This window comes from Stenotrophomonas sp. YAU14D1_LEIMI4_1, assembly GCF_003086815.1.
Taxonomy (GTDB): domain Bacteria; phylum Pseudomonadota; class Gammaproteobacteria; order Xanthomonadales; family Xanthomonadaceae; genus Stenotrophomonas.
Genome location: NZ_CP025997.1, coordinates 3,414,261 through 3,433,984, shown reverse-complemented (window position 1 = coordinate 3,433,984; position 19,724 = coordinate 3,414,261). Strand labels below are relative to the sequence as shown.

The 19,724-nt window shown below is 68.0% G+C and carries 23 protein-coding genes and 1 other RNA gene; 8 read left to right on the top strand and 16 right to left on the bottom strand.

Features of this window, described 5'->3' with window-relative positions; genetic code table 11:
- Positions 1 to 4 precede the first annotated feature (4 nt).
- A complete protein-coding gene (gene thiE / locus C1932_RS15885) occupies positions 5 to 631 on the bottom strand; it encodes a thiamine phosphate synthase (RefSeq protein ID WP_108754046.1) in 627 nt (208 codons plus the stop codon).
- Between the two features lie 34 nt (positions 632 to 665).
- Here thiE and C1932_RS15880 point away from each other — a divergent pair, with 34 nt between their 5' ends.
- On the top strand, positions 666 to 890 hold the full coding sequence (locus tag C1932_RS15880) for a rubredoxin (RefSeq protein WP_108762808.1): 225 nt from the start codon (positions 666 to 668) through the stop codon (positions 888 to 890).
- A gap of 36 nt (positions 891 to 926) precedes the next feature.
- On the opposite strand, the gene C1932_RS15875 is transcribed toward C1932_RS15880, so the two are convergent.
- From C1932_RS15875 to C1932_RS15840, 8 genes are all read right to left on the bottom strand, one after another.
- Positions 927 to 1,772 carry a SirB1 family protein gene (locus C1932_RS15875; protein WP_108762807.1) on the bottom strand — a complete coding sequence of 282 codons (846 nt, stop codon included), beginning with the start codon at positions 1,770 to 1,772 and terminating at the stop codon, positions 927 to 929.
- A 372-nt stretch (positions 1,773 to 2,144) separates the two neighbouring features.
- A complete protein-coding gene (locus tag C1932_RS15870; RefSeq protein WP_108750990.1) occupies positions 2,145 to 2,591 on the bottom strand; it encodes a DUF192 domain-containing protein in 447 nt (148 codons plus the stop codon).
- Between the two features lie 21 nt (positions 2,592 to 2,612).
- Entirely contained in the window at positions 2,613 to 3,260 is a 648-nt protein-coding gene (gene rpiA / locus C1932_RS15865) for a ribose-5-phosphate isomerase RpiA (RefSeq protein ID WP_108754044.1), read from the bottom strand.
- Positions 3,261 to 3,282: 22 nt separating this feature from the next.
- Positions 3,283 to 3,762 carry an EVE domain-containing protein gene (locus C1932_RS15860; RefSeq protein WP_108754043.1) on the bottom strand — a complete coding sequence of 160 codons (480 nt, stop codon included), beginning with the start codon at positions 3,760 to 3,762 and terminating at the stop codon, positions 3,283 to 3,285.
- Positions 3,759 to 4,352: a 5-formyltetrahydrofolate cyclo-ligase gene (locus C1932_RS15855; protein WP_108762806.1), complete on the bottom strand. Its 594-nt coding sequence runs from the start codon at positions 4,350 to 4,352 to the stop codon at positions 3,759 to 3,761. Before C1932_RS15855 ends, C1932_RS15860 begins: the two co-directional genes overlap by 4 nt.
- A gap of 83 nt (positions 4,353 to 4,435) precedes the next feature.
- Positions 4,436 to 4,621: non-coding RNA, 6S RNA (ssrS, locus tag C1932_RS15850), on the bottom strand.
- 97 nt (positions 4,622 to 4,718) lie between these two features.
- A complete protein-coding gene (locus tag C1932_RS15845) occupies positions 4,719 to 5,015 on the bottom strand; it encodes a cell division protein ZapA (protein ID WP_108750986.1) in 297 nt (98 codons plus the stop codon).
- Positions 5,012 to 5,233, bottom strand: coding sequence for a TIGR02449 family protein (locus C1932_RS15840; protein WP_079223080.1), 222 nt, complete (start codon positions 5,231 to 5,233; stop codon positions 5,012 to 5,014). The genes C1932_RS15845 and C1932_RS15840 overlap by 4 nt, the downstream gene beginning before the upstream one ends.
- 151 nt (positions 5,234 to 5,384) lie before the next feature.
- Here C1932_RS15840 and C1932_RS15835 point away from each other — a divergent pair, with 151 nt between their 5' ends.
- Both C1932_RS15835 and C1932_RS15830 read left to right on the top strand, forming a co-directional pair.
- The gene (locus C1932_RS15835; protein ID WP_108750985.1) at positions 5,385 to 5,933 is read left to right on the top strand and encodes a UPF0149 family protein; all 549 of its coding nucleotides are present in this window, start codon (positions 5,385 to 5,387) and stop codon (positions 5,931 to 5,933) included.
- A gap of 5 nt (positions 5,934 to 5,938) precedes the next feature.
- A complete protein-coding gene (locus C1932_RS15830; protein ID WP_108757791.1) occupies positions 5,939 to 7,261 on the top strand; it encodes an aminopeptidase P N-terminal domain-containing protein in 1,323 nt (440 codons plus the stop codon).
- 501 nt (positions 7,262 to 7,762) lie between these two features.
- Here C1932_RS15830 and pepQ read toward each other — a convergent pair.
- The 7 genes from pepQ to rph all read right to left on the bottom strand — a co-directional run bounded on the left by pepQ (position 7,763) and on the right by rph (position 14,896).
- Entirely contained in the window at positions 7,763 to 9,094 is a 1,332-nt protein-coding gene (gene pepQ / locus C1932_RS15825; RefSeq protein WP_108762805.1) for a Xaa-Pro dipeptidase, read from the bottom strand.
- A gap of 75 nt (positions 9,095 to 9,169) precedes the next feature.
- Positions 9,170 to 9,544 carry a PilZ domain-containing protein gene (locus C1932_RS15820; protein ID WP_108754040.1) on the bottom strand — a complete coding sequence of 125 codons (375 nt, stop codon included), beginning with the start codon at positions 9,542 to 9,544 and terminating at the stop codon, positions 9,170 to 9,172.
- On the bottom strand, positions 9,541 to 11,826 hold the full coding sequence (locus C1932_RS15815) for a DUF1631 family protein (RefSeq protein WP_108762804.1): 2,286 nt from the start codon (positions 11,824 to 11,826) through the stop codon (positions 9,541 to 9,543). Before C1932_RS15815 ends, C1932_RS15820 begins: the two co-directional genes overlap by 4 nt.
- Before the next feature lie 105 nt (positions 11,827 to 11,931).
- A complete protein-coding gene (gene hemW, locus C1932_RS15810; RefSeq protein WP_108762803.1) occupies positions 11,932 to 13,164 on the bottom strand; it encodes a radical SAM family heme chaperone HemW in 1,233 nt (410 codons plus the stop codon).
- 27 nt (positions 13,165 to 13,191) lie between these two features.
- Positions 13,192 to 13,788, bottom strand: a complete 597-nt coding sequence (gene rdgB / locus C1932_RS15805) for an RdgB/HAM1 family non-canonical purine NTP pyrophosphatase (RefSeq protein ID WP_108757066.1) — start codon at positions 13,786 to 13,788, stop codon at positions 13,192 to 13,194.
- The gene (locus C1932_RS15800; RefSeq protein ID WP_108762802.1) at positions 13,785 to 14,174 is read right to left on the bottom strand and encodes a VOC family protein; all 390 of its coding nucleotides are present in this window, start codon (positions 14,172 to 14,174) and stop codon (positions 13,785 to 13,787) included. The genes rdgB and C1932_RS15800 overlap by 4 nt, the downstream gene beginning before the upstream one ends.
- The gene (rph, locus tag C1932_RS15795; protein WP_108750979.1) at positions 14,171 to 14,896 is read right to left on the bottom strand and encodes a ribonuclease PH; all 726 of its coding nucleotides are present in this window, start codon (positions 14,894 to 14,896) and stop codon (positions 14,171 to 14,173) included. The genes C1932_RS15800 and rph overlap by 4 nt, the downstream gene beginning before the upstream one ends.
- A 128-nt stretch (positions 14,897 to 15,024) precedes the next feature.
- Here rph and C1932_RS15790 point away from each other — a divergent pair, with 128 nt between their 5' ends.
- The 5 genes from C1932_RS15790 to C1932_RS15770 all read left to right on the top strand — a co-directional run bounded on the left by C1932_RS15790 (position 15,025) and on the right by C1932_RS15770 (position 19,719).
- On the top strand, positions 15,025 to 15,885 hold the full coding sequence (locus C1932_RS15790; RefSeq protein ID WP_108754035.1) for a YicC/YloC family endoribonuclease: 861 nt from the start codon (positions 15,025 to 15,027) through the stop codon (positions 15,883 to 15,885).
- Positions 15,882 to 16,547 (top strand): guanylate kinase, encoded by a 666-nt coding sequence (gmk, locus tag C1932_RS15785; protein WP_108754034.1) that lies wholly within the window; start codon positions 15,882 to 15,884, stop codon positions 16,545 to 16,547. Before C1932_RS15790 ends, gmk begins: the two co-directional genes overlap by 4 nt.
- A gap of 110 nt (positions 16,548 to 16,657) precedes the next feature.
- Positions 16,658 to 16,957, top strand: coding sequence for a DNA-directed RNA polymerase subunit omega (gene rpoZ, locus C1932_RS15780; RefSeq protein WP_108750976.1), 300 nt, complete (start codon positions 16,658 to 16,660; stop codon positions 16,955 to 16,957).
- Between the two features lie 105 nt (positions 16,958 to 17,062).
- Entirely contained in the window at positions 17,063 to 19,219 is a 2,157-nt protein-coding gene (locus tag C1932_RS15775; RefSeq protein ID WP_108750975.1) for a bifunctional (p)ppGpp synthetase/guanosine-3',5'-bis(diphosphate) 3'-pyrophosphohydrolase, read from the top strand.
- 113 nt (positions 19,220 to 19,332) lie between these two features.
- Positions 19,333 to 19,719, top strand: a complete 387-nt coding sequence (locus C1932_RS15770; protein WP_108750974.1) for a RidA family protein — start codon at positions 19,333 to 19,335, stop codon at positions 19,717 to 19,719.
- Positions 19,720 to 19,724: the final 5 nt, after the last annotated feature.

The following is a 19,724-nucleotide window of genomic DNA, read 5'->3' as shown; positions in this document are numbered from 1 at the left end:
GGCATTACGCGAACTGGGCGAGGAAGGCGCGCTGGGTCGCGACCGGGTCCGGTGCGGCATAGATGCCGCTGACCACGGCCACCAGGTCGGCGCCGGCGTCGATGATGGGACCCACATTGTCCGGGGTCAGGCCACCAATGGCCACCCGCGGCACGCCCAGTGCGGCGGTTTGCCGCAGCAGGTCGGTGTGGGCGCGGCTGCTGGTGATCTTGGTGGTGGTGGGGAAGAAGGCGCCAAAGGCCACGTAGCTGGCGCCGGCGGCCACGGCCTTTTCGGCGTTAGCCACCTGGTCGTAGCAGGACGCACCGATGATGGCGGCCGGGCCGAGCAGGGCACGCGCGCTGGGAATGTCACCGTCGGTGCCGCCCAGGTGCACGCCGGCCGCGCCCACGGCCTGGGCCAGCGCCGGGTCGTCGTTGATGATCAGCGGCACGCCGTGTCCGGCGCACAGCGCCTGCAGGGCGGTGGCCTGTTCCAGGCGCAGCGCATCGCTGGCGGTCTTGTTGCGGTACTGCAGCCAGGTGGCGCCGGCGGCCAGCAGCGGCGCGGTGCGTGCCAGCAGGCGCGCAGTATCGGCCTCGTCCGGGGTGATCAGGTAGACGCCGCGGGGCGCCGGGGAAGCTGCGTTCATGGATGGCTACCGGTAGAAGGGCCGCGGTGGGACAATGACGGCCAGTGAATCCAGCGTTGATTATCCGATGAGCGATGCCACCCCCACCACCTTGCGCACCTGGATGTGCGTGGTCTGCGGCTTCATCTACCGTGAGGCGGACGGGCTGCCGGAGGAGGGCATTGTCCCGGGCACGCGCTGGCAGGACATTCCCGAGACCTGGACCTGCCCCGATTGCGGGGTGACCAAGGACGATTTCGAGATGGTCGAGATCGATTGAGTACAGAGGCCGCCGGGCATGGCCCGGCGCTACCGGTCAATGCAACCGCGGCATCGGCCCGCCCAGGTCGATCAGCTTCTCGCGCAGCCACTGCGCATCGCTGGCTTCCGGGTTGCGCTTCAGGTACTGCCCCAGGTCATGTCGGGCGCCGGCCAGGTACTCCAGCTGCAGATAGGCCAGGCCACGGTCGCGCAGGGCATCGTCCTGTTCCGGGGCCAGTTTCAGCAGGCGGTCGGCACTGCGCGCGGCACGGTCCCATTCGCCGGCTTCGGCATAGACCCCATGCAGGTTGCGCAGCATGCGGATCAGGATCGCCCGGCTCGGCGCCGGATCCAGGATCTGCGCCAGCACCTGGTCGTCCGGTGCCTGCCCGCCCAGGTGTGACTTGGCGCGTTCGCGCAGCTCGTCCACGTCCAGCGGGCGACCGCCATTGAACGGGTCCATCACCAGCACCCCGTCGTCTACGGGCAGGCGCACCAGGAAATGGCCGGGGAAGGACACCCCGTCCAGCGGAATGCCCAGCCGCCGGGCCACTTCCATCTGCACCAGGGCCAGCGAGATGGGATTGCCCAGGCGCCGTTCGAATACCTGGTTGAGGTAGCTGTTGCGGGGGTCGTAGTACTGCTGGTGGTCACCGCTGTAACCCAGCTCGTCGAACAGGTGGCGGTTCACCGCGGCCATCTTCATCGGCCAGCGCTCGATCGTGTCCACTTCGGCGCGCAGGTGATCGACATGGCTCTGCACCAGCGCCTCGTACACGCCGGGTTGAAGATCGGGGTATTCATCGCGCGCGATCAGCAGCGCGGTCGGCAACAGTGGCAGCGCCTCGTCATCGAGGTCGGCCAGTGCATCCCAGTCGGGGAGTGTGATCCGGTCCTGCATGGCCACAGACTGGCGGCAATCGCAGGCGGTTTCAAGCGGTGCGGCGTGAATTCCGCATGTCGTTGTTCCCCATCCACGCATGGCGTGGATCTACCGTCAGATATCGAAATCAATCTGGGGTCGGAGCCCGTTGCGCAGCAACGGGGTCCGACCCCGCGCCGTTCCAACAGATCGCGGCCAACCGTCGAAGGCGGGGTGGGTCGGGTGGCGGGGGTGTCCGCGGCATGGATGCCGCGGCCAAGGCTACAGGGACGTACTTGCGCCGTCCCCCGCCACCGGACCCACCCCGCCATTCCTCGAAATGCACGAATTTGACGTTGCCGTTGCCGTTGATGTTGATTCGGCGGGTGCCGGGCGCAGCCCGGCCGTCCCTCAGTTCTCGATGCCCGGGCCGAAGGTCAGTGCGGTGCCGTCCTTCAGCTTCAGCTTTTCCGCCTGGCCCGCATTGAGTTCCAGCACGTAGCGGGCCGGGCCGCTGCTGGGGTAGGGCGGGCACCGGTCGCCGGCCGAGCACGGCGGCACATCGCGCTGCTGGCTGACCAGCCGACGCTGGCTGTCGAAGTACAGGATGTCCAGCGCGATCCGGGTGTTCTTCATCCAGTACGCCTGCATCTCCTCCTGCTCGTGCACAAACAGCATGCCGTGGTCGGCCGGCATCTGGTCGCGGAACATCAGGCCGCGGGCGCGGGTGTCATCGTTGGTGGCCAGTTCGACCTTGTAACGGGCACCGTCCAGCTCAACCCAGTGGCGGGCGGCATCGGTGGCACAGCCGGTCAGGGCCAGCAGCGGAAGCATCAGCAGCGAACGCAACAGCGACATCGTCAGGGTCCTTCGCAGGGGTCAGAGCACGACCGGCGGTTCACCGCCGACAATCACCACATCGGCGCGGCGGCGCGCGAACAGGCCCACGCAGACCACGCCCGGCAGCTGGTTCAGCTCGCGCTCCAGCTTTTCCGGATCGGTGATCTGCAGGTTGTGGATGTCCAGGATCTGGTTGCCGTTGTCGGTCACCACACCCTCGCGCCAGGTCGGCTGGCCGCCGGTCATGTCGCGGATCTGTCGGGCCACCAGGCTGCGCGCCATCGGAATCACTTCCACCGGCAGCGGGAAGTTGCCCAGCACCGGCACCTGCTTGCTGGGATCGACGATGCAGACGAAACGCTCGCTGGCCTCGGCGATGATCTTCTCGCGGGTCAGCGCCGCGCCACCGCCCTTGATCAGGCACTTGCCCGGATCGCACTCATCGGCGCCGTCCACGTACAGCGACAGGTTGCCGGTGTGGTTCAGCTCGATCACCTCGATGCCGTGCTGCTTCAGGCGCGCGGTGCTCTGTTCCGAACTGGACACCGCGCCCTTGATGCGGTGCTGGATGCGGGCCAGCGCATCGATGAAGTAGGCCACGGTGGAACCGGTGCCGACCCCGACGATCATGCCGTCTTCGACGTATTCGATGGCTTTTTCAGCGGCCAGGCGCTTGGCTTCGGACATGGGAAAACTCTCAGGCAGGGAATCAGGATTTCTTTTCCAGCGACAGCAGCAGCTTCCACTGCGGGGCCGTCACCGGGAACACCGACAGGCGGTTGCCCTTGGCAACCAGCGGGAAACCTTCGCCAAGTTCGTCGGCGTGCAGCTTGATCTCGTCCAGCGCGATCACCTGCGGCAGCTTGCGGTCGAAGGCCACGTCCACCAGCATCCAGCGCGGATTCTCGCGCGTGCTCTTGGGGTCGTGGTAGTCGGATTCCGGGTCGAACTGGGTGTCGTCCGGGTAGGCCGGGCTGGCCACCGTGGCCAGGCCGACGATGCCGGGCACCTTGGTATTGGAGTGGTAGAACAGGATGCCGTCGCCTACCTGCATGCCGTCGCGCATGAAGTTGCGCGCCTGGTAGTTGCGCACGCCGTTCCAGGGCTCGACCTTCACCTTGGCCAGGTCATCGATGGAAAAAGCGTCCGGTTCGGACTTCATCAGCCAATAGCGCTTGCGGGCGGTCATGCGTTCACGGGGGCAGCGGAGGGGAACAGGGTGCCGTCTTCGGTGCAGATCGCATCCACCGGCACGTCCCACGACGCCACCGGCAAGGACTCGACCTGCTGCGCAGCGAACGCGGCACCCACCAGCCAGGGCGGTGCCGGCCGGTCGTGGCGGAAGGCGAAGCTGCGATCATACCAGCCGCCCCCCATGCCCAGCCGCCGGCACTGCGCGTCGAAGCCCACCAGCGGGGTCACCACCAGCGCCATCTGGCTGGCGTCCAGGGTGTCGGCCGCCGCCACATCGGGCTCGGGAATGCCGTAGCGGTTGCTGGTCAGGGGCTGGCCCGGCCGCCACGGCGCAAAGCGCAGCACATCGCCGGCCAGCACCGGCAGGCAATAGGCCACGGTGTCAGGCAACTGTAGTTGCCAGCGGTGCAGGGCGATCTCGCCATCCAGCGCCCAGTAGCCGGCCACGGCACCTTCGCGCGGGGCGAACGGCAGGGCCAGCAGGGCGTCGGCCAGCGATTCGGCAGCCGCAATGCGGATGGGCGCGGAAAGTGCGCGGCGGCGTTGCCGCAGGTCGTGGCGCAGGGCCTGGCGCGGGTCGGTCATGGCAGGTGGCGGCAGGAAACAGCGGCCATTGTGCCGGAAAGAACAAGGGCGACGCCCGAAGACGCCGCCCTTGCTGGAATATTGCATTCTCCGCAATGTCGATGCATGCGAAACGACCTTGAACCCGGGGGCTCAAGTGGGAACGCTGGAGAACCATCGGGCTTCCCGCTACAAGGCGGACCTGCACTCCCGGCGCTGTCGCGCTCCCGGTGTCGTTCTTAAGGGACAAGGCGAATGTTTGCACATGCCGTCGAGTACCGCAGAGAACGCGTGGCCATTATAGCCAGCGTGCACGATCTGGATAGGCCGTTCGTCGGCAACAGTCCGTGCCAATTCAGATATGAGAAGACGCGTTGTGCGCGTTGCTCACACGCTGCTATCGATCGCGCGGTCCAGGCGCCGGTTCAGATCGGCCAGCGTCTGCTGCAGGGCCACCGCCTGGCGCGCGTTCTCGTCGCGCAGCAGTTGCAGCTCGTGGGCCAGGTTCAGTGCGGCCAGCACCGCCACACGATCGACGGCGGCCATGCGGTTGCTGCCGCGGATTTCGCGCATGCGTGCATCCAGCAGGCGCGCGGCGGCCATCAGGCTGTCGCGTTCATCGCCGCCCACGCCCACGGTGTATTCACGATCGAGGATGCGGACACTGACCGGTTCTGCGCTCATGTGTGCTGCTCCAGGGATTTGAGCCGGCTGATCATCGCTTCCACCCGCGAGCGGGCCTGTTCGTTCTTGGCCAGCAGGGTGGACCGCTCGGCCACCAGTTGTTCCTGCTGGTGGCGCAGGCTGCGGTTCTCCTCGGCCAGGCGCTGGTTGCGCTCCAGCAGCGCTTCCACGCGGGCGGCAAAAGCCTGCAGCTGGGCAAGGGGGTCGGCGGGTTCCATGCCGCACGATAGGCAAGCCGGGTGATGGCGGTCAAGCGTTGTCGCAGCAGGGCCGGACTGCCACGAGGACGACCCGGTTGGGTTGCTACACTACAGGGATCACGGGCGCGCGCGTGCGCGCCCCGGGTTTCCCTTACGAACGAGCCGCACGATGACCGAACTTCCCTCCGTCGACGACGTTTCCCGCGCCAGCCAGGAACTGGGCCTGGGCGCCACCGCTGCCGAGCTGCATGGCGGCCTGTGCGGCTGGCTGGCCGCCGGCGGCGCCCCCGGCAACGACTGGCCGGCCCGGGTGCTGGCCGACGACAACCTGGCCCCGGTCGCCCCCGGCAGCGCGCTGGCGCAGCTGCTGGAAGCCACCATCAAGCAGCTGGAAGACCGTGATTTCGCCTTCGAGCTGCTGCTGACCGACAACGACGACGTGGCCGCGCAGGCCGATGCCATGTTCAGCTGGACCCGTTCGTTCCTGGGCGGCTTCGGCCTGGGCAGCGGCGGCCGCCGTCCCACCCTGTCCGAAGAGGGCGAGGAAGCGCTGACCGACATGGCCAGCCTGGCGCGTGCCTCCAGCGAGGATTTCGAGGCCGGCGGCGAGGACGATGACGAGGCGCTGTCGGAAATCGAGGAATTCATCCGCGTGGCGGTGCTGCTGCTGCACGGCGATGTGGTGCTGGCCGCGCGCCACCGCCAGCGCCTGAACTGATGGATATCAAGCAGCGCACCGGCATTGCCGCCGGCGAGTACAAGCGCCGCCGCCGCCAGCTGATGGACATGGCCGGCGACGATGCGATCCTGGTCCTGCCGGCGGCCTCGGAGAAGGTGCGCAGCCTGGATACCCATTTCCCGTTCCGCCAGGATTCGGATTTCCAGTACCTGAGCGGCTTCCCGGAACCGGAGGCCGTGCTGGTGCTGATTCCCGGCCGCCGCCACGGCGAAGCCATCCTGTTCTGCCGCGAACGCGATGCCGAGCGCGAGGCGTGGGATGGCAGCCGCGCGGGCCAGGACGGGGCGGTGGCGCACTACGGCATGGACGATGCCTACCCGATCGATGATCTGGACGACATCCTGCCGGGGCTGCTGGAAGGGCGCTCGCGCGTCTATTACCACTTCGGCCGCGAAGCGGATTTCGACCTGAAGCTGATCGGCTGGGTGAACCGCGTGCGTTCGCAGGTGCGCCACGGCGCGCAGCCGCCGCACGAGTTCCTGGAGCTGGGCCACCTGCTGCACGAGCAGCGCCTGTTCAAATCCGGTGCCGAAGTGGCGTTGATGCAGCATGCAGCGCAGATCAGCGTGCGTGCGCACCTGGCGGCGATGCACGCGGCCAAGGCGGGCATCCACGAGTATGAACTGCAGGCCGAACTGGAGCGGGTGTTCCGCGCCAGCGATGCCGTTCCCGCGTACTGCAGCATTGTCGGTGCCGGTCGCAACGGCTGCATCCTGCATTACCGCGACAACAACGCGCGTTCGCGCGACGGCGAACTGGTGCTGATCGATGCGGGTGCCGAGTACCGTGGCTACGCCAGCGACATCACCCGCACCTTCCCGGTGAACGGTCGCTTCACTGCCGAACAGCGTGCGCTGCACGATCTGGTCGGTCAGGCGCAGGCCGCCGCCATGGCGCAGGCGCGCCCGGGCGTGGCCTACGAGACCGGCCATCTGGCCGCCGTGCAGACCCTGACCGAGGGCCTGCTGCGGCTGGGCCTGCTGAAGGGCACGCTGGAAAAGAACCTGGCCGAAGGGCTGTACCAGCGCTTTTATCGGCACAAGACCGGGCACTGGATCGGCCTGGACGTACACGATGTGGGCGACTATCGGCTGGCCGGCGAATCGCGCCTGCTGGAACCGGGCATGGCCTTCACCATCGAGCCGGGCCTGTACATCGGCGTGGACGACACCACGGTGGAACCGCGCTGGCGCGGTATCGGCATCCGCACCGAGGATGACGTGCTGATCACCGACGACGGCCATCGCGTGCTGACCGAAGGCCTGGCGCGCAGCGCCGACGAGATCGAAGCGGTGATGGCGGGTTGAGCGGGACTGCGTAGAGTCGAGCTTGCTCGACTGAAGCAACGTCAACGTCAACGTCAAAAGCGTGCATTCCGTCGGATGGCGGGGCACTGCGGGTTTGCGGGGACGCCGTAAACCCGTCCATGGGGGCTTGGTCGCCGCATCCATGCGGCTCACACCCCGCAAACCCGCAGTGCCCCGCCTTCGACGGGTTCACGCGGCTGTTGGTAACGGCGATTCTTGGAACGTGCGGTGTTGGTTCACGCGGCTGTTGGTAGGTGTCGACCTTGGTCGACACAGAGCGAGCGCAGCGAGCGACCCGCTTTTGATTTTCTTCTTTCTTTTCCGTGGCTGGACGCGCACGGATATTGTCCGTGGCCGGGCGGATGGGTTGCGCTGGGGCGTGAGCCGCATGGATGCGGCGACCGAGCTTACATGGATGTACTTGCAGCGTCCCCTGCGCAGCCCATCCGCCCGGCCAGATATCAGTAATCCCACCGCACCCAGCGCCCAGCCACGAGGGGCTCAGCCGTTGGCTGCGGCAAACTCCGGGCGGGTCAGGTTGTCCGCGTCGCCTTCGGTGCACAGCACTTCGTCTTCGATGCGGATGCCACCGTAGGGGCGGAAGAAATCCACGCGGTCCCAGTTGATCGCATTGCCATGGCCGGCGGCCTTCACTTCGTTCAACAGCATGTCGATGAAGTACAGGCCCGGTTCGATGGTCACCACCATGCCCGGCTCCAGCACGCGGGTCAGGCGCAGGTAGGGGTGGCCGGCCGGGCGCTCGATGCGGCCGCCGTCTTCGCCAGCCGCGAAACCGGCTACGTCGTGCACCTGCAGGCCTATCAGATGGCCGATGCCGTGCGGGAAGAACGCGGCGCTGACGCCGGTTTCCAGTGCGGTCTGCGGCGAAACCTTGATCACGCCGAAGTCCTTCAGCACGCCCATCAGCGACAGGTGCGCGTCCACGTGCAGCTGCTTGTAGTCGAAGCCGGCACGCACGGCCGCGCACATCTGCTGCTGGGCCGCGTCCACCGCGTCGATCATCGCGGCGAACTCGTCGTGGCCGTGCGCGGCGTAGGTTCGAGTGATGTCGCTGGCGTAGCCGTGCGCGCTGGCGCCGGCATCGATCAGGAAGCTGCGCAGCGGCTGCGGTGCCTTGCGGCCCAGTTCGGTGTAATGCAGCACGGCGGCGTGTTCGTTCAGTGCCACGATGTTGCCGTAGGGCAGTTCGTTGGCATCCTGGCCGACGGCCTGGCAGTACGCCATGTGGATGTTGAATTCGTCGGCACCGTTGCGGAAGGCGGCCTCGGCGGCGCGGTGGCCGCGCACGCCCAGCACCTGCGCCTGGCGCATCAGGGCGATTTCATATGGCGTCTTGTAGGCGCGGTGCCATTCCAGATAGTTCAGCACCGGCGCCGGGTTGTTCGGCACGTAGGCGCCCAGCGCGCTCTGCGGCTCACCCAGGATCGCGCAGCGGGCCGGGTTGGCCGGCAGCAGGGCCAGCGCCTCGTCCGGCGTGCGGATGATGTGGATGTCGAAGTGCTCCACCCACCAGCCGCTGGGGGCATCGGGCACCACGTGCCAGTAGTCGAAGGGCTGGTGGAAGATCACCGCCGGGCGCTTGCCCGGGGTGAACACCACCCAGCTGTTGGGCACGCGGGTAAGCGGCAGCCAGGCCTTGAACTGCGGGTTCACCGCATACGGGTAGTCACGATCGTCGAACACCTGGTAATGCAGGGTGCCGCTGGGCACCACCAGATGGTCGAAACCGCCGCGCGCCAGCGCCTGCTCGGCGCGTCGGCACAGCACGGCCAGGTGGTCGGAATACAGGGCGCCGGGGTCTTGCTGGATCATTGCGGTGGCTCGACACGGAAAACGGCCTTAGATTCTGCCGCATACGGCGAAAAACCGCTGTGCCGGAACCGGCACTCAGCCTGTCGAAACCGGCGCCTGATCGTTGTCTTCGCCGATCCAGCCGCGCAGCAGCTGGCGGTGCTCGCGCGACAGGGTCAGGAAGCGGAAGCCGGCCCAGTGCTGGCCCGGCACGTGCGCCGGTTCGCTCCACAGCAGGTGCACGCCCACATCGATGGTTTCATTGCGGCCATCGCCCAGCGCCAACGGGAAGCGCAGCTGGTACAGCGCATCCTCGCGCAGGCCGGTGCTGGCCAGCATCAGCATGCCGGTTTCGGAAACATTGCCCAGCCGGCCGATCACGGCGTCGCGCATCTGATCGGTCACCGGCACCAGGTCGGCTACCTGCCGGCGCGGGGCGCGGCGGGTATCCACGGGCGGTTGCGTGCTCATGCCTTGGGCTCCGGGTTCAGGCGGCTGGCCAGCGAACGCAGCGCCGACAGGCTGGCCTGCCAGGCGCGGTCCACCAGGCGGCCCTTTTCTTCGGTGACCAGCTGGGCCTGGCCGCCGGCCATCTGCCGCGCCAGCGTATCCAACGTGGTTTCGCCGGTCTTCTGGCCACGGGCGTTCACCAGCAGCACGTGCCCGGTCAGCAGGCTGTACCAGGACAAGCGCTGGCGCCGTTGCGCACCGTCGCCCACGTCGATGTCGAACCAGCTGCCGAAGGGAAGGGTGACCAGCTGCTGGTAGCAGGCTTCCTCGCTGTCACTGCGCGCGCTGCGCCCGGCCTCGGCCTGGCTGTCGGCGCTGCCGTCGTTCTGTTCGCCCAGGCGGGCGCGCGCTTTCAGGCGCGCGCTCAGTTCCGTGCGCGAGGTGCTTTCGTCTTCGCCGCCCGGGGTCGCCAGGCGACGGGCCACGGCGGCCGCTTCGTCGGCGTGGTAGCCCACCTGCAGCAGCGCCGCTTCCACATCGGCGGCCAGCGGTGCGTCGATCATGCCGGCCGCGCTGGCCGGTGCGGCGGTGACCGTGGCGATGCGCTCGGTCTGCTGCAGGCGCTCGCGCCATTGCGGCGAATCTTCGCCGTGGCGCAGGCGGGTAAGGGTGAGGGCATCGGCCCAGGCCTGGCGCAGCAGGGTCTGCACGAAGCGCGGCGGCTGCGTGGCCTGGCACCACTGGTCGATATGGGTGGTGGCTTCGCGCCGCGCCAGTTCCAGCCGTTCCTTGCCGCGTGCGGCTTCCACGTGGCGGCGTTCGGCCAGTTCGGCGCGGTGTGCGGCGGCGCGCTGGTGCTGCTGGATTTCCTCGTTGGCGGCGGCAAACGCTTCCGGCGTGCGCGCATCCTGGCCCAGCAGGCCCTGCACGCTCTGCGCCAGCCGCTGCAGCAGCTGCGGGTCCACGTCGTCGTCGCCCAGCCAGCGTGCGCCGGCTTCGGCCACGGTGTTCAGCAGTTCGCGCGCCGGGTGTTCGTCGCGCACGAAGAAGGCCGGGTCGGCCATGGCCGCGCGGGCCAGCGGTACCTGCAGGCGCGCCAGCAGGGCCGCGGGCACCGGGTCGGGCCGCTGTTGCTGCTGCACCTGCTGCAGCAGCAGCCGCAGCAGGTCCAGGTTGTCTCGGTCGTGCCCGGCCAGTTGCGCCTGCGCGCCATGCTCGCTGCGAAGTTGTGCCAGCAGGGCGCCCTGCAGGTCGGTCACGCTGGTGGCGGCGCTGGCCTGGCCCTGCAGGCGCGCCAGCACGGCATCCACCGCGGCGGTGGGCAGCGCGGCCGGTTCCAGGGCCAGCGGCTGCGCTGGCAGGCGGCGGGCCTGCTGCAGCAGTTCGTGCAGTACGGTGTTGGCCGGTACGGTCAGCCCGGCGGCCGCTGCATCGGCGCCTGCAAAGGCGTCCTGCATCAGGTTCGACCACGAACCGGCCGGTGCCGAACCACCCCAGCCGGTCATCGGGGTCACCGTGCGCGGCGCGGGGCGTCCGCTGCGTTCGTGGCCGACCGAACGGGTGATCACCCGGCGGGTGGCCGACGAGCGTGCCAGATAGGGGGTGTAGACCAGCCCGGGCAGCACGCCGTGCTGGGCCAGCAGCGCGTTGGCGCGGTCCAGGGTATCGCCCAGGCGCTCCAGGCACTGGCGCTCGAAGCTGCGGTACAGCGCCAGCTGCACCTCCATGCTCAGGCCATCGCGTTCAGCCAGGCGGCGCACCATCGCGCACAGCGCCTGCGGTGCCAGCGGCAGCGTTTCCGCATCGAAGGCCGGCGCGGCGGCCAGCACGCCCATGCGCTGGCCCAGCAGGTTCAGCGCATTGGCCGAACGCAGGGTTTCCCTGCGTACCATTTCGACCAGCAGCAGGTCGCGGTCCACCTCATGTTCGGCAACCAGCGACAGGCCCATCATGGCCGGCAGCGGTGGCGGCGTTGCCGGCGCCGCGGGTGCTGCGGCCGGTTCGCGCAAGCGCACCAGTGCATCGGTCAGGGCATCGAGCATGCGCTCGCTGAAGTGCCCGGCGAAGGCGTGCAGTTGCCCGCGCTGGGCCAGCAGGTCGGCCTGCTGCTGCGGATTGCGCGCGTGGTCGGCGTCGTGCAGCAGGGTCTGTTCCAGCGCCTCCACCGTCAGGATCAACGGCGCGGTGAGGGTGTGGTGGCACAGGCCGATCAACGCGCCCAGCACCTCGCGTACCCGCGATGGCAGGTCGGCGGCGGCCAGGCGCGCGGTGTCCGCGCTGGACAATGAAAAAACGGCAGACATCGACGAGGGGTTCCGGATTCCCGCGGATCGTTACGGCAATCTACCGTGTCGGCAGGGCAGGGCGCCAGCCGCCGGGCACTGCCTGGCGCCATCCAGAGCGTCCGATCAATCTTCCAGGAACAGACTCACCACATCGTTGGTGAAGCGCCGGCCCAGCTCGGTGGGCTGCACATGGCCGTCGGCCACCTGCAGCCAGCCGCGCTGGCGGGCCTGGGCGAGCGGGGCGTCCAGTACGCTGCGTGGCAGGCCGGTGCGCGATTCGAAATCGCGCAGGCTGAAGCCTTCGTGCAGGCGCAGCAGGTTCAGCATGTACTCGAACGGCAGGCGCTCGGCAGCGATCACCTCGTCACCGCCGAACGAGGCCGGGGTGCCGGCGCTGTCCAGGTAGGCCTGCGGGTGCTTCACCTTCCAGCGCCGCAGCACGTGTTCTTCGGCGCCGGAACTGATCTTGCCGTGCGCGCCGGCACCGATGCCCAGGTAATCGCCGAAGCGCCAGTAGTTCAGGTTGTGCGCGCTTTGCCGGCCGGGGCGGGCATAGGCGCTGACCTCGTACTGGCCGTAACCGGCCTGGGCCAGCAAGGCCTGGCAGTGCTCCTGCATGTCCCAGGCGTTGTCTTCATCGGGAATGCCCTGCGGCGGCCGCGCGAAGAACACCGTGTTCGGTTCCAGGGTCAGCTGGTAGTGCGAGATGTGCGCCGGCTGCAGCGCGAACGCGCGTTCCAGGTCGGCCTCGGCACCGGCCAGGGTCTGTTCCGGCAGCGCGTACATCAGGTCGATGTTGTAGTTGTCGTAGCCCGCGTCCTGGGCCATCTTCACTGCGCGCTCGGCCTCGCCACTGTCGTGGATGCGGCCCAGCCGCTTCAGCGCGGCATCGTCGAAACTCTGGATGCCGAAGCTGAGCCGGTTCACGCCTGCCGCGCGGTAGCGGTCGAAGCGCCCGTGTTCGGCGGTGCCCGGGTTGGTTTCCAGGGTGATTTCGGCATTGGGCGCGAAACGCAGGCGCGCGCTGGCCTGCTGCAGGAAGCGGTCGATGGCCTCGGGCGGGAACAGGCTGGGCGTACCGCCGCCGAAGAACACGCTGTGCACCACCCGGCCCCAGACCAGCGGCAGATCCTGGTCCAGGTCGCGCAGCAGGGCGTCGATGTAGGCCTCGAACGGCAGCTCACCCTTGGCCTGGTGCGAGTTGAAATCGCAGTACGGGCATTTGCGCACGCACCAGGGCAGGTGCACGTACAGCGACAGCGGCGGCGGCACCAGCCGCACCGGTGCGGGGTGGCCGTGGTCGCCGTCGCAGGCTTCGCCGGGCAGGTGGTTGCAGTGATCGTGGGCGTGGGACATGACGGCGGAACTACGTGCGGGTGTGGGTCAGAGAGCGGCAGCCAGCTGCAGCTTCAGCTGCTGCAGGGCCAGTGCGCGGTGGCTGATCGCGTTCTTCAGCGCCGGCTCCATTTCCGCGGCGGTCAGGCCGTGGGTGGTGTCCAGGAACACCGGGTTGTAGCCAAAGCCATTCGTACCGCGCAGTTCGCGGATGATCTGCCCTTCCCAGCGGCCTTCGCAGATCAGCGGCTGCGGGTCGGTGGCGTGCCGCAGCAGCACGATCACCGCATAGAAACGCGCGCTGCGCTGGCCATCGGGCACCTCGGCCATGGCCTGCAGCAGCTTGGCATTGTTGGCCGCCGCGTTGGTCGGGTGGCCGGCATAGCGCGCGCTGTACAGGCCGGGCGCGCCGCCCAGGGCATCGACGATCAGGCCCGAATCATCGGCCAGCGCCGGCAGGCCGGTGGCCTCGCAGGCGGCGCGTGCCTTCAGCAGCGCGTTCTCGACGAAGGTCAGGCCGGTTTCGTCCACATCGCCCAGGCCCAGCTCGGCCGCCGAGGTGATCTGCAGCGGCAGGTCGGCCAGGATCTCCTGCATTTCCACCAGTTTGCCGGCGTTGTGGCTGGCAAGCACGAGCGTCTTCATGCGCGGGGCTCCAGCAGGTCCCAGGTGTTGCCGTACAGGTCGCGGAACACCGCAACGGTGGCATAGGGTTCTTCGCGCGGGGCCTCCAGGAATTCCACCCCGGCGGCCAGCATGGCGGTGTGGTCGCGGCGGAAATCGTCGGTGTTCAGGAAGAAGCCGACGCGGCCGCCGGTCTGGTTGCCGATGCGGCTGCGCTGCTCCTCGTTGCTGGCGCGGGCCAGCAGCAGGGCGGCGGCGCTGCCGTCGGTCGGGCCGACCACCACCCAGCGCTTGCTGCCCTGGTCGATGTCCTCAAGCAGGGCAAAGCCCAGCTTGCCGGTGTACCAGGCAATGGCTTCGTCGTAGTCGGCCACCACCAGGGTGGTCAGGGCGATGCGACGGTTCATGCCGACAGCGCCGCCTGCTGCGCGGCCAGCAGTTCGCCCACGCCCTTTTCGGCCAGGCCCAGCAGCGCATCCAGTTCATCGCGGCGGAAGGCATGGCCTTCGGCGGTGCCCTGCAGTTCGATGAAGCCGCCGCCATCGTTCATGACCACGTTCATGTCGGTGTCGCAGTCGCTGTCTTCGGCGTAATCCAAGTCCAGCACCGGGGTGCCGCGGTATACGCCCACCGACACGGCGGCCACCGCGCCCAGGATCGGGTTGCGCTTGATGTCGCCGCGCTTCATCAGCACGTTCACCGCGTCGACCAGGGCCACGTAGGCGCCGGTGATGGCCGCGGTGCGGGTGCCACCGTCGGCCTGCAGCACGTCGCAGTCCAGGGTGATGGTGCGTTCGCCCAGCGCATTGCGGTCCACGCAGGCACGCAGGCTGCGGCCGATCAGGCGCTGGATTTCCAGCGTGCGGCCGCCCTGCTTGCCGCGCGCGGCTTCACGGTCGCTGCGGGTGTGGGTGGCGCGCGGCAGCATGCCGTACTCGGCGGTCACCCAGCCTTCGCCCTTGCCGCGCAGGAAGCCGGGCACACGGTTTTCCACGCTGGCGGTGCACAGCACGCGGGTTTCACCGAAGCAGACCAGCACCGAGCCTTCGGCGTGGCGGGTGAAACCGCGTTGGATGACGACCGGACGGAGCTGGTCGGGCTGGCGGCCACTGGGGCGGGCATCGGACATGGTGCGAATTCCCTGGAGGGTAAGACAGGCAGGTACGCCGCCATGCCCGCACCCGTCAGGGGCAGGCAGGGAGGCTCGAATAGGGCCGCTAGGGTACCATTCCCCCTTTGAGAGCATCGGAAACGCTGATGATTCGAAGCATGACGGCCTATGCCGGTGGCGAGCGCGCCACGGCCTGGGGCACGCTGGGCTGCGAGCTGCGCTCGGTCAACCACCGCTTCCTGGAAGTGGGCACCCGCCTGCCCGAGGAACTGCGTGCGCTGGAACCGCAGCTGCGCGAACGCATCGCCGCGCGCCTTAGCCGCGGCAAGCTGGACCTGGTGATGCGCCTGCGCGCACCCGAAGCCGCCGCCAGCCTGCAGGTGAACGAAGCGCTGCTGGGCCAGCTGGGTCAGCTGGCGCACCGCCTCACCTCGGATTTCCCCAACCTGCAGGTCAGCTTCACCGAGCTGCTGCAGCTGCCGGGCGTGACCCAGGGCGAGGCCACCGATGCCGCCGCCCTGCAGCTGGAAGCGCTGGCCCTGCTGGAGCAGGTGCTGGACGGCTTCGTGGCCGCCCGTGAGCGCGAAGGCGACAAGCTGGCCACCGCCATTGCCGAGCGCGTGGACGCGATCGAGCGCATCGCCGCCGAAGTTCGCACGCTCATTCCGGCCATTCGCGACGGCCAGCGCGCCAAGCTCGCTGCCCGCCTGGCCGACCTGCCGCACCCGGTCGACCCCGGTCGCGCCGAGCAGGAACTGGTCATGTGGCTGCAGAAGCTGGACGTGGATGAAGAGCTGGACCGGCTGGGCAGCCACATCGTGGAAATCCGCCGCGTGCTGAAGCAGCGCGAGCCGGTCGGCCGCCGCCTGGATTTCCTGCTGCAGGAATTCAACCGCGAAGCCAACACCCTGGGTTCCAAGTCGGTGGACAGCCGCACGTCCAACGCGGCGGTGGAACTGAAGGTGCTGATCGACCAGATCCGCGAACAGGTGCAGAACATCGAATGAGCAGCCAGCCCACCCCCATCGGCGCGCCCGCGCGCGGCACCCTGTACATCGTGGCCGCGCCGTCCGGCGCCGGCAAAAGCAGCATCGTCAACGCCACCCTGGCGCGCGACCCGCAGATCGCGCTGTCGATCTCCTTTACCTCGCGCGCCATGCGCCCGGGCGAAGTGAACGGTGAGCACTACCATTTCGTCAGCGCGGAGAAGTTCGAGGAAATGATCGCCGCCGGCGATTTCTTCGAGCACGCCTGGGTGCACGGCGACTGGAAGGGTACCGCCCGGCAGTCGGTGGAACCACAGCTGGCCGCCGGCCAGGACGTGCTGCTGGAGATCGACTGGCAGGGTGCGCAGCAGGTGCGCCAGCTGGTGCCCGGCACGGTGACGGTGTTCATCCTGCCGCCGTCCAAGCAGGCCCTGCAGGACCGCATGCGCAAGCGCGGCCAGGACAGCGAGGCGGTGATCGCCCAGCGGCTGGGTGCGGCGCGCGAGGAAATGCTGCACTTCAACGACTTCGACTACGTGATCGTGAACGAAGTCTTCGATACTGCGGTGAACGAGCTGTGCGCCATCTTCACCGCCAGCCGCCTGCGCCGGGAAGCCCAGAAGGTCCGCCATGCCGGCCTGATCCAGGCTCTGCTGACCCCGGATTCGGGCGCAACTGACTGATTCCAAAAGGCTCCGCCAGGGGTTGGCTTGATTTTGTCCAGCCCCTGGCCGTACACTCCGTCCCCTTTCCCTCATTCGACTGAGCGGCCGACCGGTCGCCGGGAGCCCGTATGGCCCGCATTACCGTAGAAGATTGCCTGGAAGTCGTTAACAACCGTTTCGACCTGGTCATGATGGCCTCCAAGCGCGCCCGCCAGCTCGCCAATGGCGTGCAGGCCACGCTGGACAACAGCGAAACCGAAGACAAGCCGACCGTGCTGGCGCTGCGCGAAATCGCTGCCCGCAAGATCGACAACGCGCTGATCGACGAAGTCGAGAAGGCCGAGCGCGAGCGTGCCGAGCGCGAAGCGCTGGAATGGGCCGCCGCCGAAGTGGTTGCCGACGAAGACATGTCCAAGAACGACGATTGATCGCATCGATCAAGGTCATTGCTGGACAGCCGAACAGCCCGCTCCGTGCGGGCTGTTTCGCATTCAGGGTTTGCCGTAAACGTCGCGCTGGAATAGGCTTCGGGCATGAACCCAGGCCCCACTGCCAAGGTAGCCGCGCCCACCGCCGCGGCCGTACCTGATTACGTCCTCCAGCTTGAACGCGCCGCCCACTACCTGCCCCCCGAGCAGCTGCCGCTGCTGCGCCGGGCCTGGGAAGTCGGTGCGTCGGCACATGCTGGGCAGACGCGCAAGTCGGGCGAACCCTACATCACCCACCCGGTGGCCGTGGCCCAGGTGCTGGCCGAGCTGGGCCTGGATGTGGAAGCGCTGATCGCTGCGATCCTGCACGACACCATCGAAGACACCCCGCTGACCCGCGAGGAACTGGCCGCCGAGTTCGGCGAAGCCGTGGCCGAGCTGGTCGATGGCGTGACCAAGCTGGACAAGCTGAAGTTCCGCGACCGCCAGGAAGCGGCCGCCGAAAGCTTCCGCAAGATGCTGCTGGCGATGTCGCGCGACCTGCGCGTGATCATGATCAAGCTGGCCGATCGCCTGCACAACATGCGCACGCTGGGCGCGCAGAGCCGCGAAGCGCGCGGCCGCATCGCCCGCGAAACGCTGGAAATCTACGCGCCCATCGCCCAGCGCCTGGGCATGAGCCTGGTCAAGAGCGAGCTGCAGAACCTGGGCTTCAAGGCGCTGTACCCGTGGCGCCACGCGATCATCGAAAAACACATCCGCAGCCAGCCGGTGGTGCGCCGCGAGGCCATGGCGCAGGTGGAAGTGCAGCTGTCGCAGCGGCTGGCCAAAGAAGGCCTGGAACACCGCCTGGTCAGCCGCATCAAGACCCCGTGGAGCATCTACAACAAGATGCGCGACGAGAACAAATCCTTCGACCAGGTGATGGACGTGTTCGGCTTCCGCCTGGTCGTGCGCAGCGTGCCCAGCTGCTACCACTCGCTGGGCGCGGTGCACGCCACCTTCAAACCGCTGGACGGGCGCTTCCGCGATTTCATCGCCATTCCCAAGGCCAACGGCTACCAGTCGCTGCACACCGTGCTGTTCGGGCCGTACGGTTCGCCCATCGAAGTGCAGATCCGCACCGAGGAAATGGACCTGATCGCCGAACGCGGCGTGGCCGCGCACTGGACCTACAAGTTCGGCGGCGACACCCCCAACAGCGCGCAGAGCCGTGCCCATGCCTGGATCGTGGAACTGATCGATTCGCAGCGCGCCGCCGGTTCGTCGCTGGAATTCCTCGACAACGTGAAGGTCGACCTGTTCCCGGACGAGGTCTACCTGTTCACCCCGAAGGGCAAGATCCTGGCCCTGCCGCGCAACGCCACCGCGCTGGATTTCGCCTACGCCGTGCATACCGACGTGGGCAACATGGCCGTGGCTTCGCGCGTGGACAAGAAGCTGGTGCCGCTGCGCACCAAGCTGGTGTCGGGGCAGTCGGTGGAAATCATCACCGCGCGTTCGGCCACGCCCAAGCCGCAGTGGCTGGAATTCGTGGTGACCAGCAAGGCGCGCACCGCCATCCGCCACCAGCTGAAACAGCTGGAACACGAAGACGCCGTGCAGCTGGGCCACCGCATGCTGGACCGCGCGCTGGAAGCGATGGATTCGTCGCTGGAACGCCTGCCCAAGGGCCGTCTGGACGCCTTCCTGGCCGAGCACCGCTACCCGCGCCTGGAAGCGCTGCTGGCCGAAGTGGCACTGGGCAACTGGATGCCGACCCAGGCCGCGCAGGCGCTGATGTCCTACGCCGAACTGCGTGGCGGCCCGCGCCACCATTCGCAGGAAAAGATCCTGATCAACGGCAGCGAACGCGGCGTGGTCACCTTCGCCGGTTGCTGCCAGCCGATTCCCGGCGACGAGATCATGGGCTACCACACCGCCGGCAAGGGCATCGTGGTGCACCGCATGGATTGCCCGAACCTGGCCGAGCTGCGCAAGTCGCCCGAACGCTGGGTGCCGATCGGTTGGGACACCACCGTGTCCGGCGATTACGACACCGCGCTGGTGGTGGAAGTGGAGAACGGCACCGGCGTGCTGGCGCAATTGGCCGCCGCGATTGCCCAGAGCCACTCCAACATCGAACGCGTGGACTACCTGGACCGCGACTTCAACGCCGCCGTGCTGGCGTTCAACATCCAGGTACGCGACCGCAACCACCTGGCCGAAGTGATGCGTCGCCTGCGCCGCCTGTCGGTGGTGCAGTCGGTACGCCGCCAATAACGCACACCTGGGGTCGGAGCCGTTTCCCGTTGGGAAACGGCTCCGACCCCAAGCCGTTGCGGCGCCCACCCGGTACAATCACCGCTCTGTTTTCCCAAAGCACCGGAGCGACCATGTCCCGCCAGATCATCAACACCGAAAAGGCACCCGCCGCCATCGGCCCGTACTCGCAGGCCGTGCGCGCCGGCAACACCGTGTACTTCTCCGGCCAGATTCCGCTGGACCCGGCCACCGGTGACATCGTCGGTGCCGGCGATATCGAAGCGCAGGCCCGCCGCGCCTTCGACAACCTGAAGGCCGTGGCCGAAGCCGCCGGTGGTTCGCTGGACAAGGTCGTGCGTCTGGGCCTGTACCTGACCGACCTGGGCGAGTTCGCCAAGGTCAACGCGGTCATGCAGGACTACTTCCAGGCCCCGTTCCCGGCCCGTTCCACCATCGAAGTCTCGGGCCTGCCGAAGGGCGCCAACTTCGAGGTCGACGCGGTGATGGTCATCGACTGACCGCC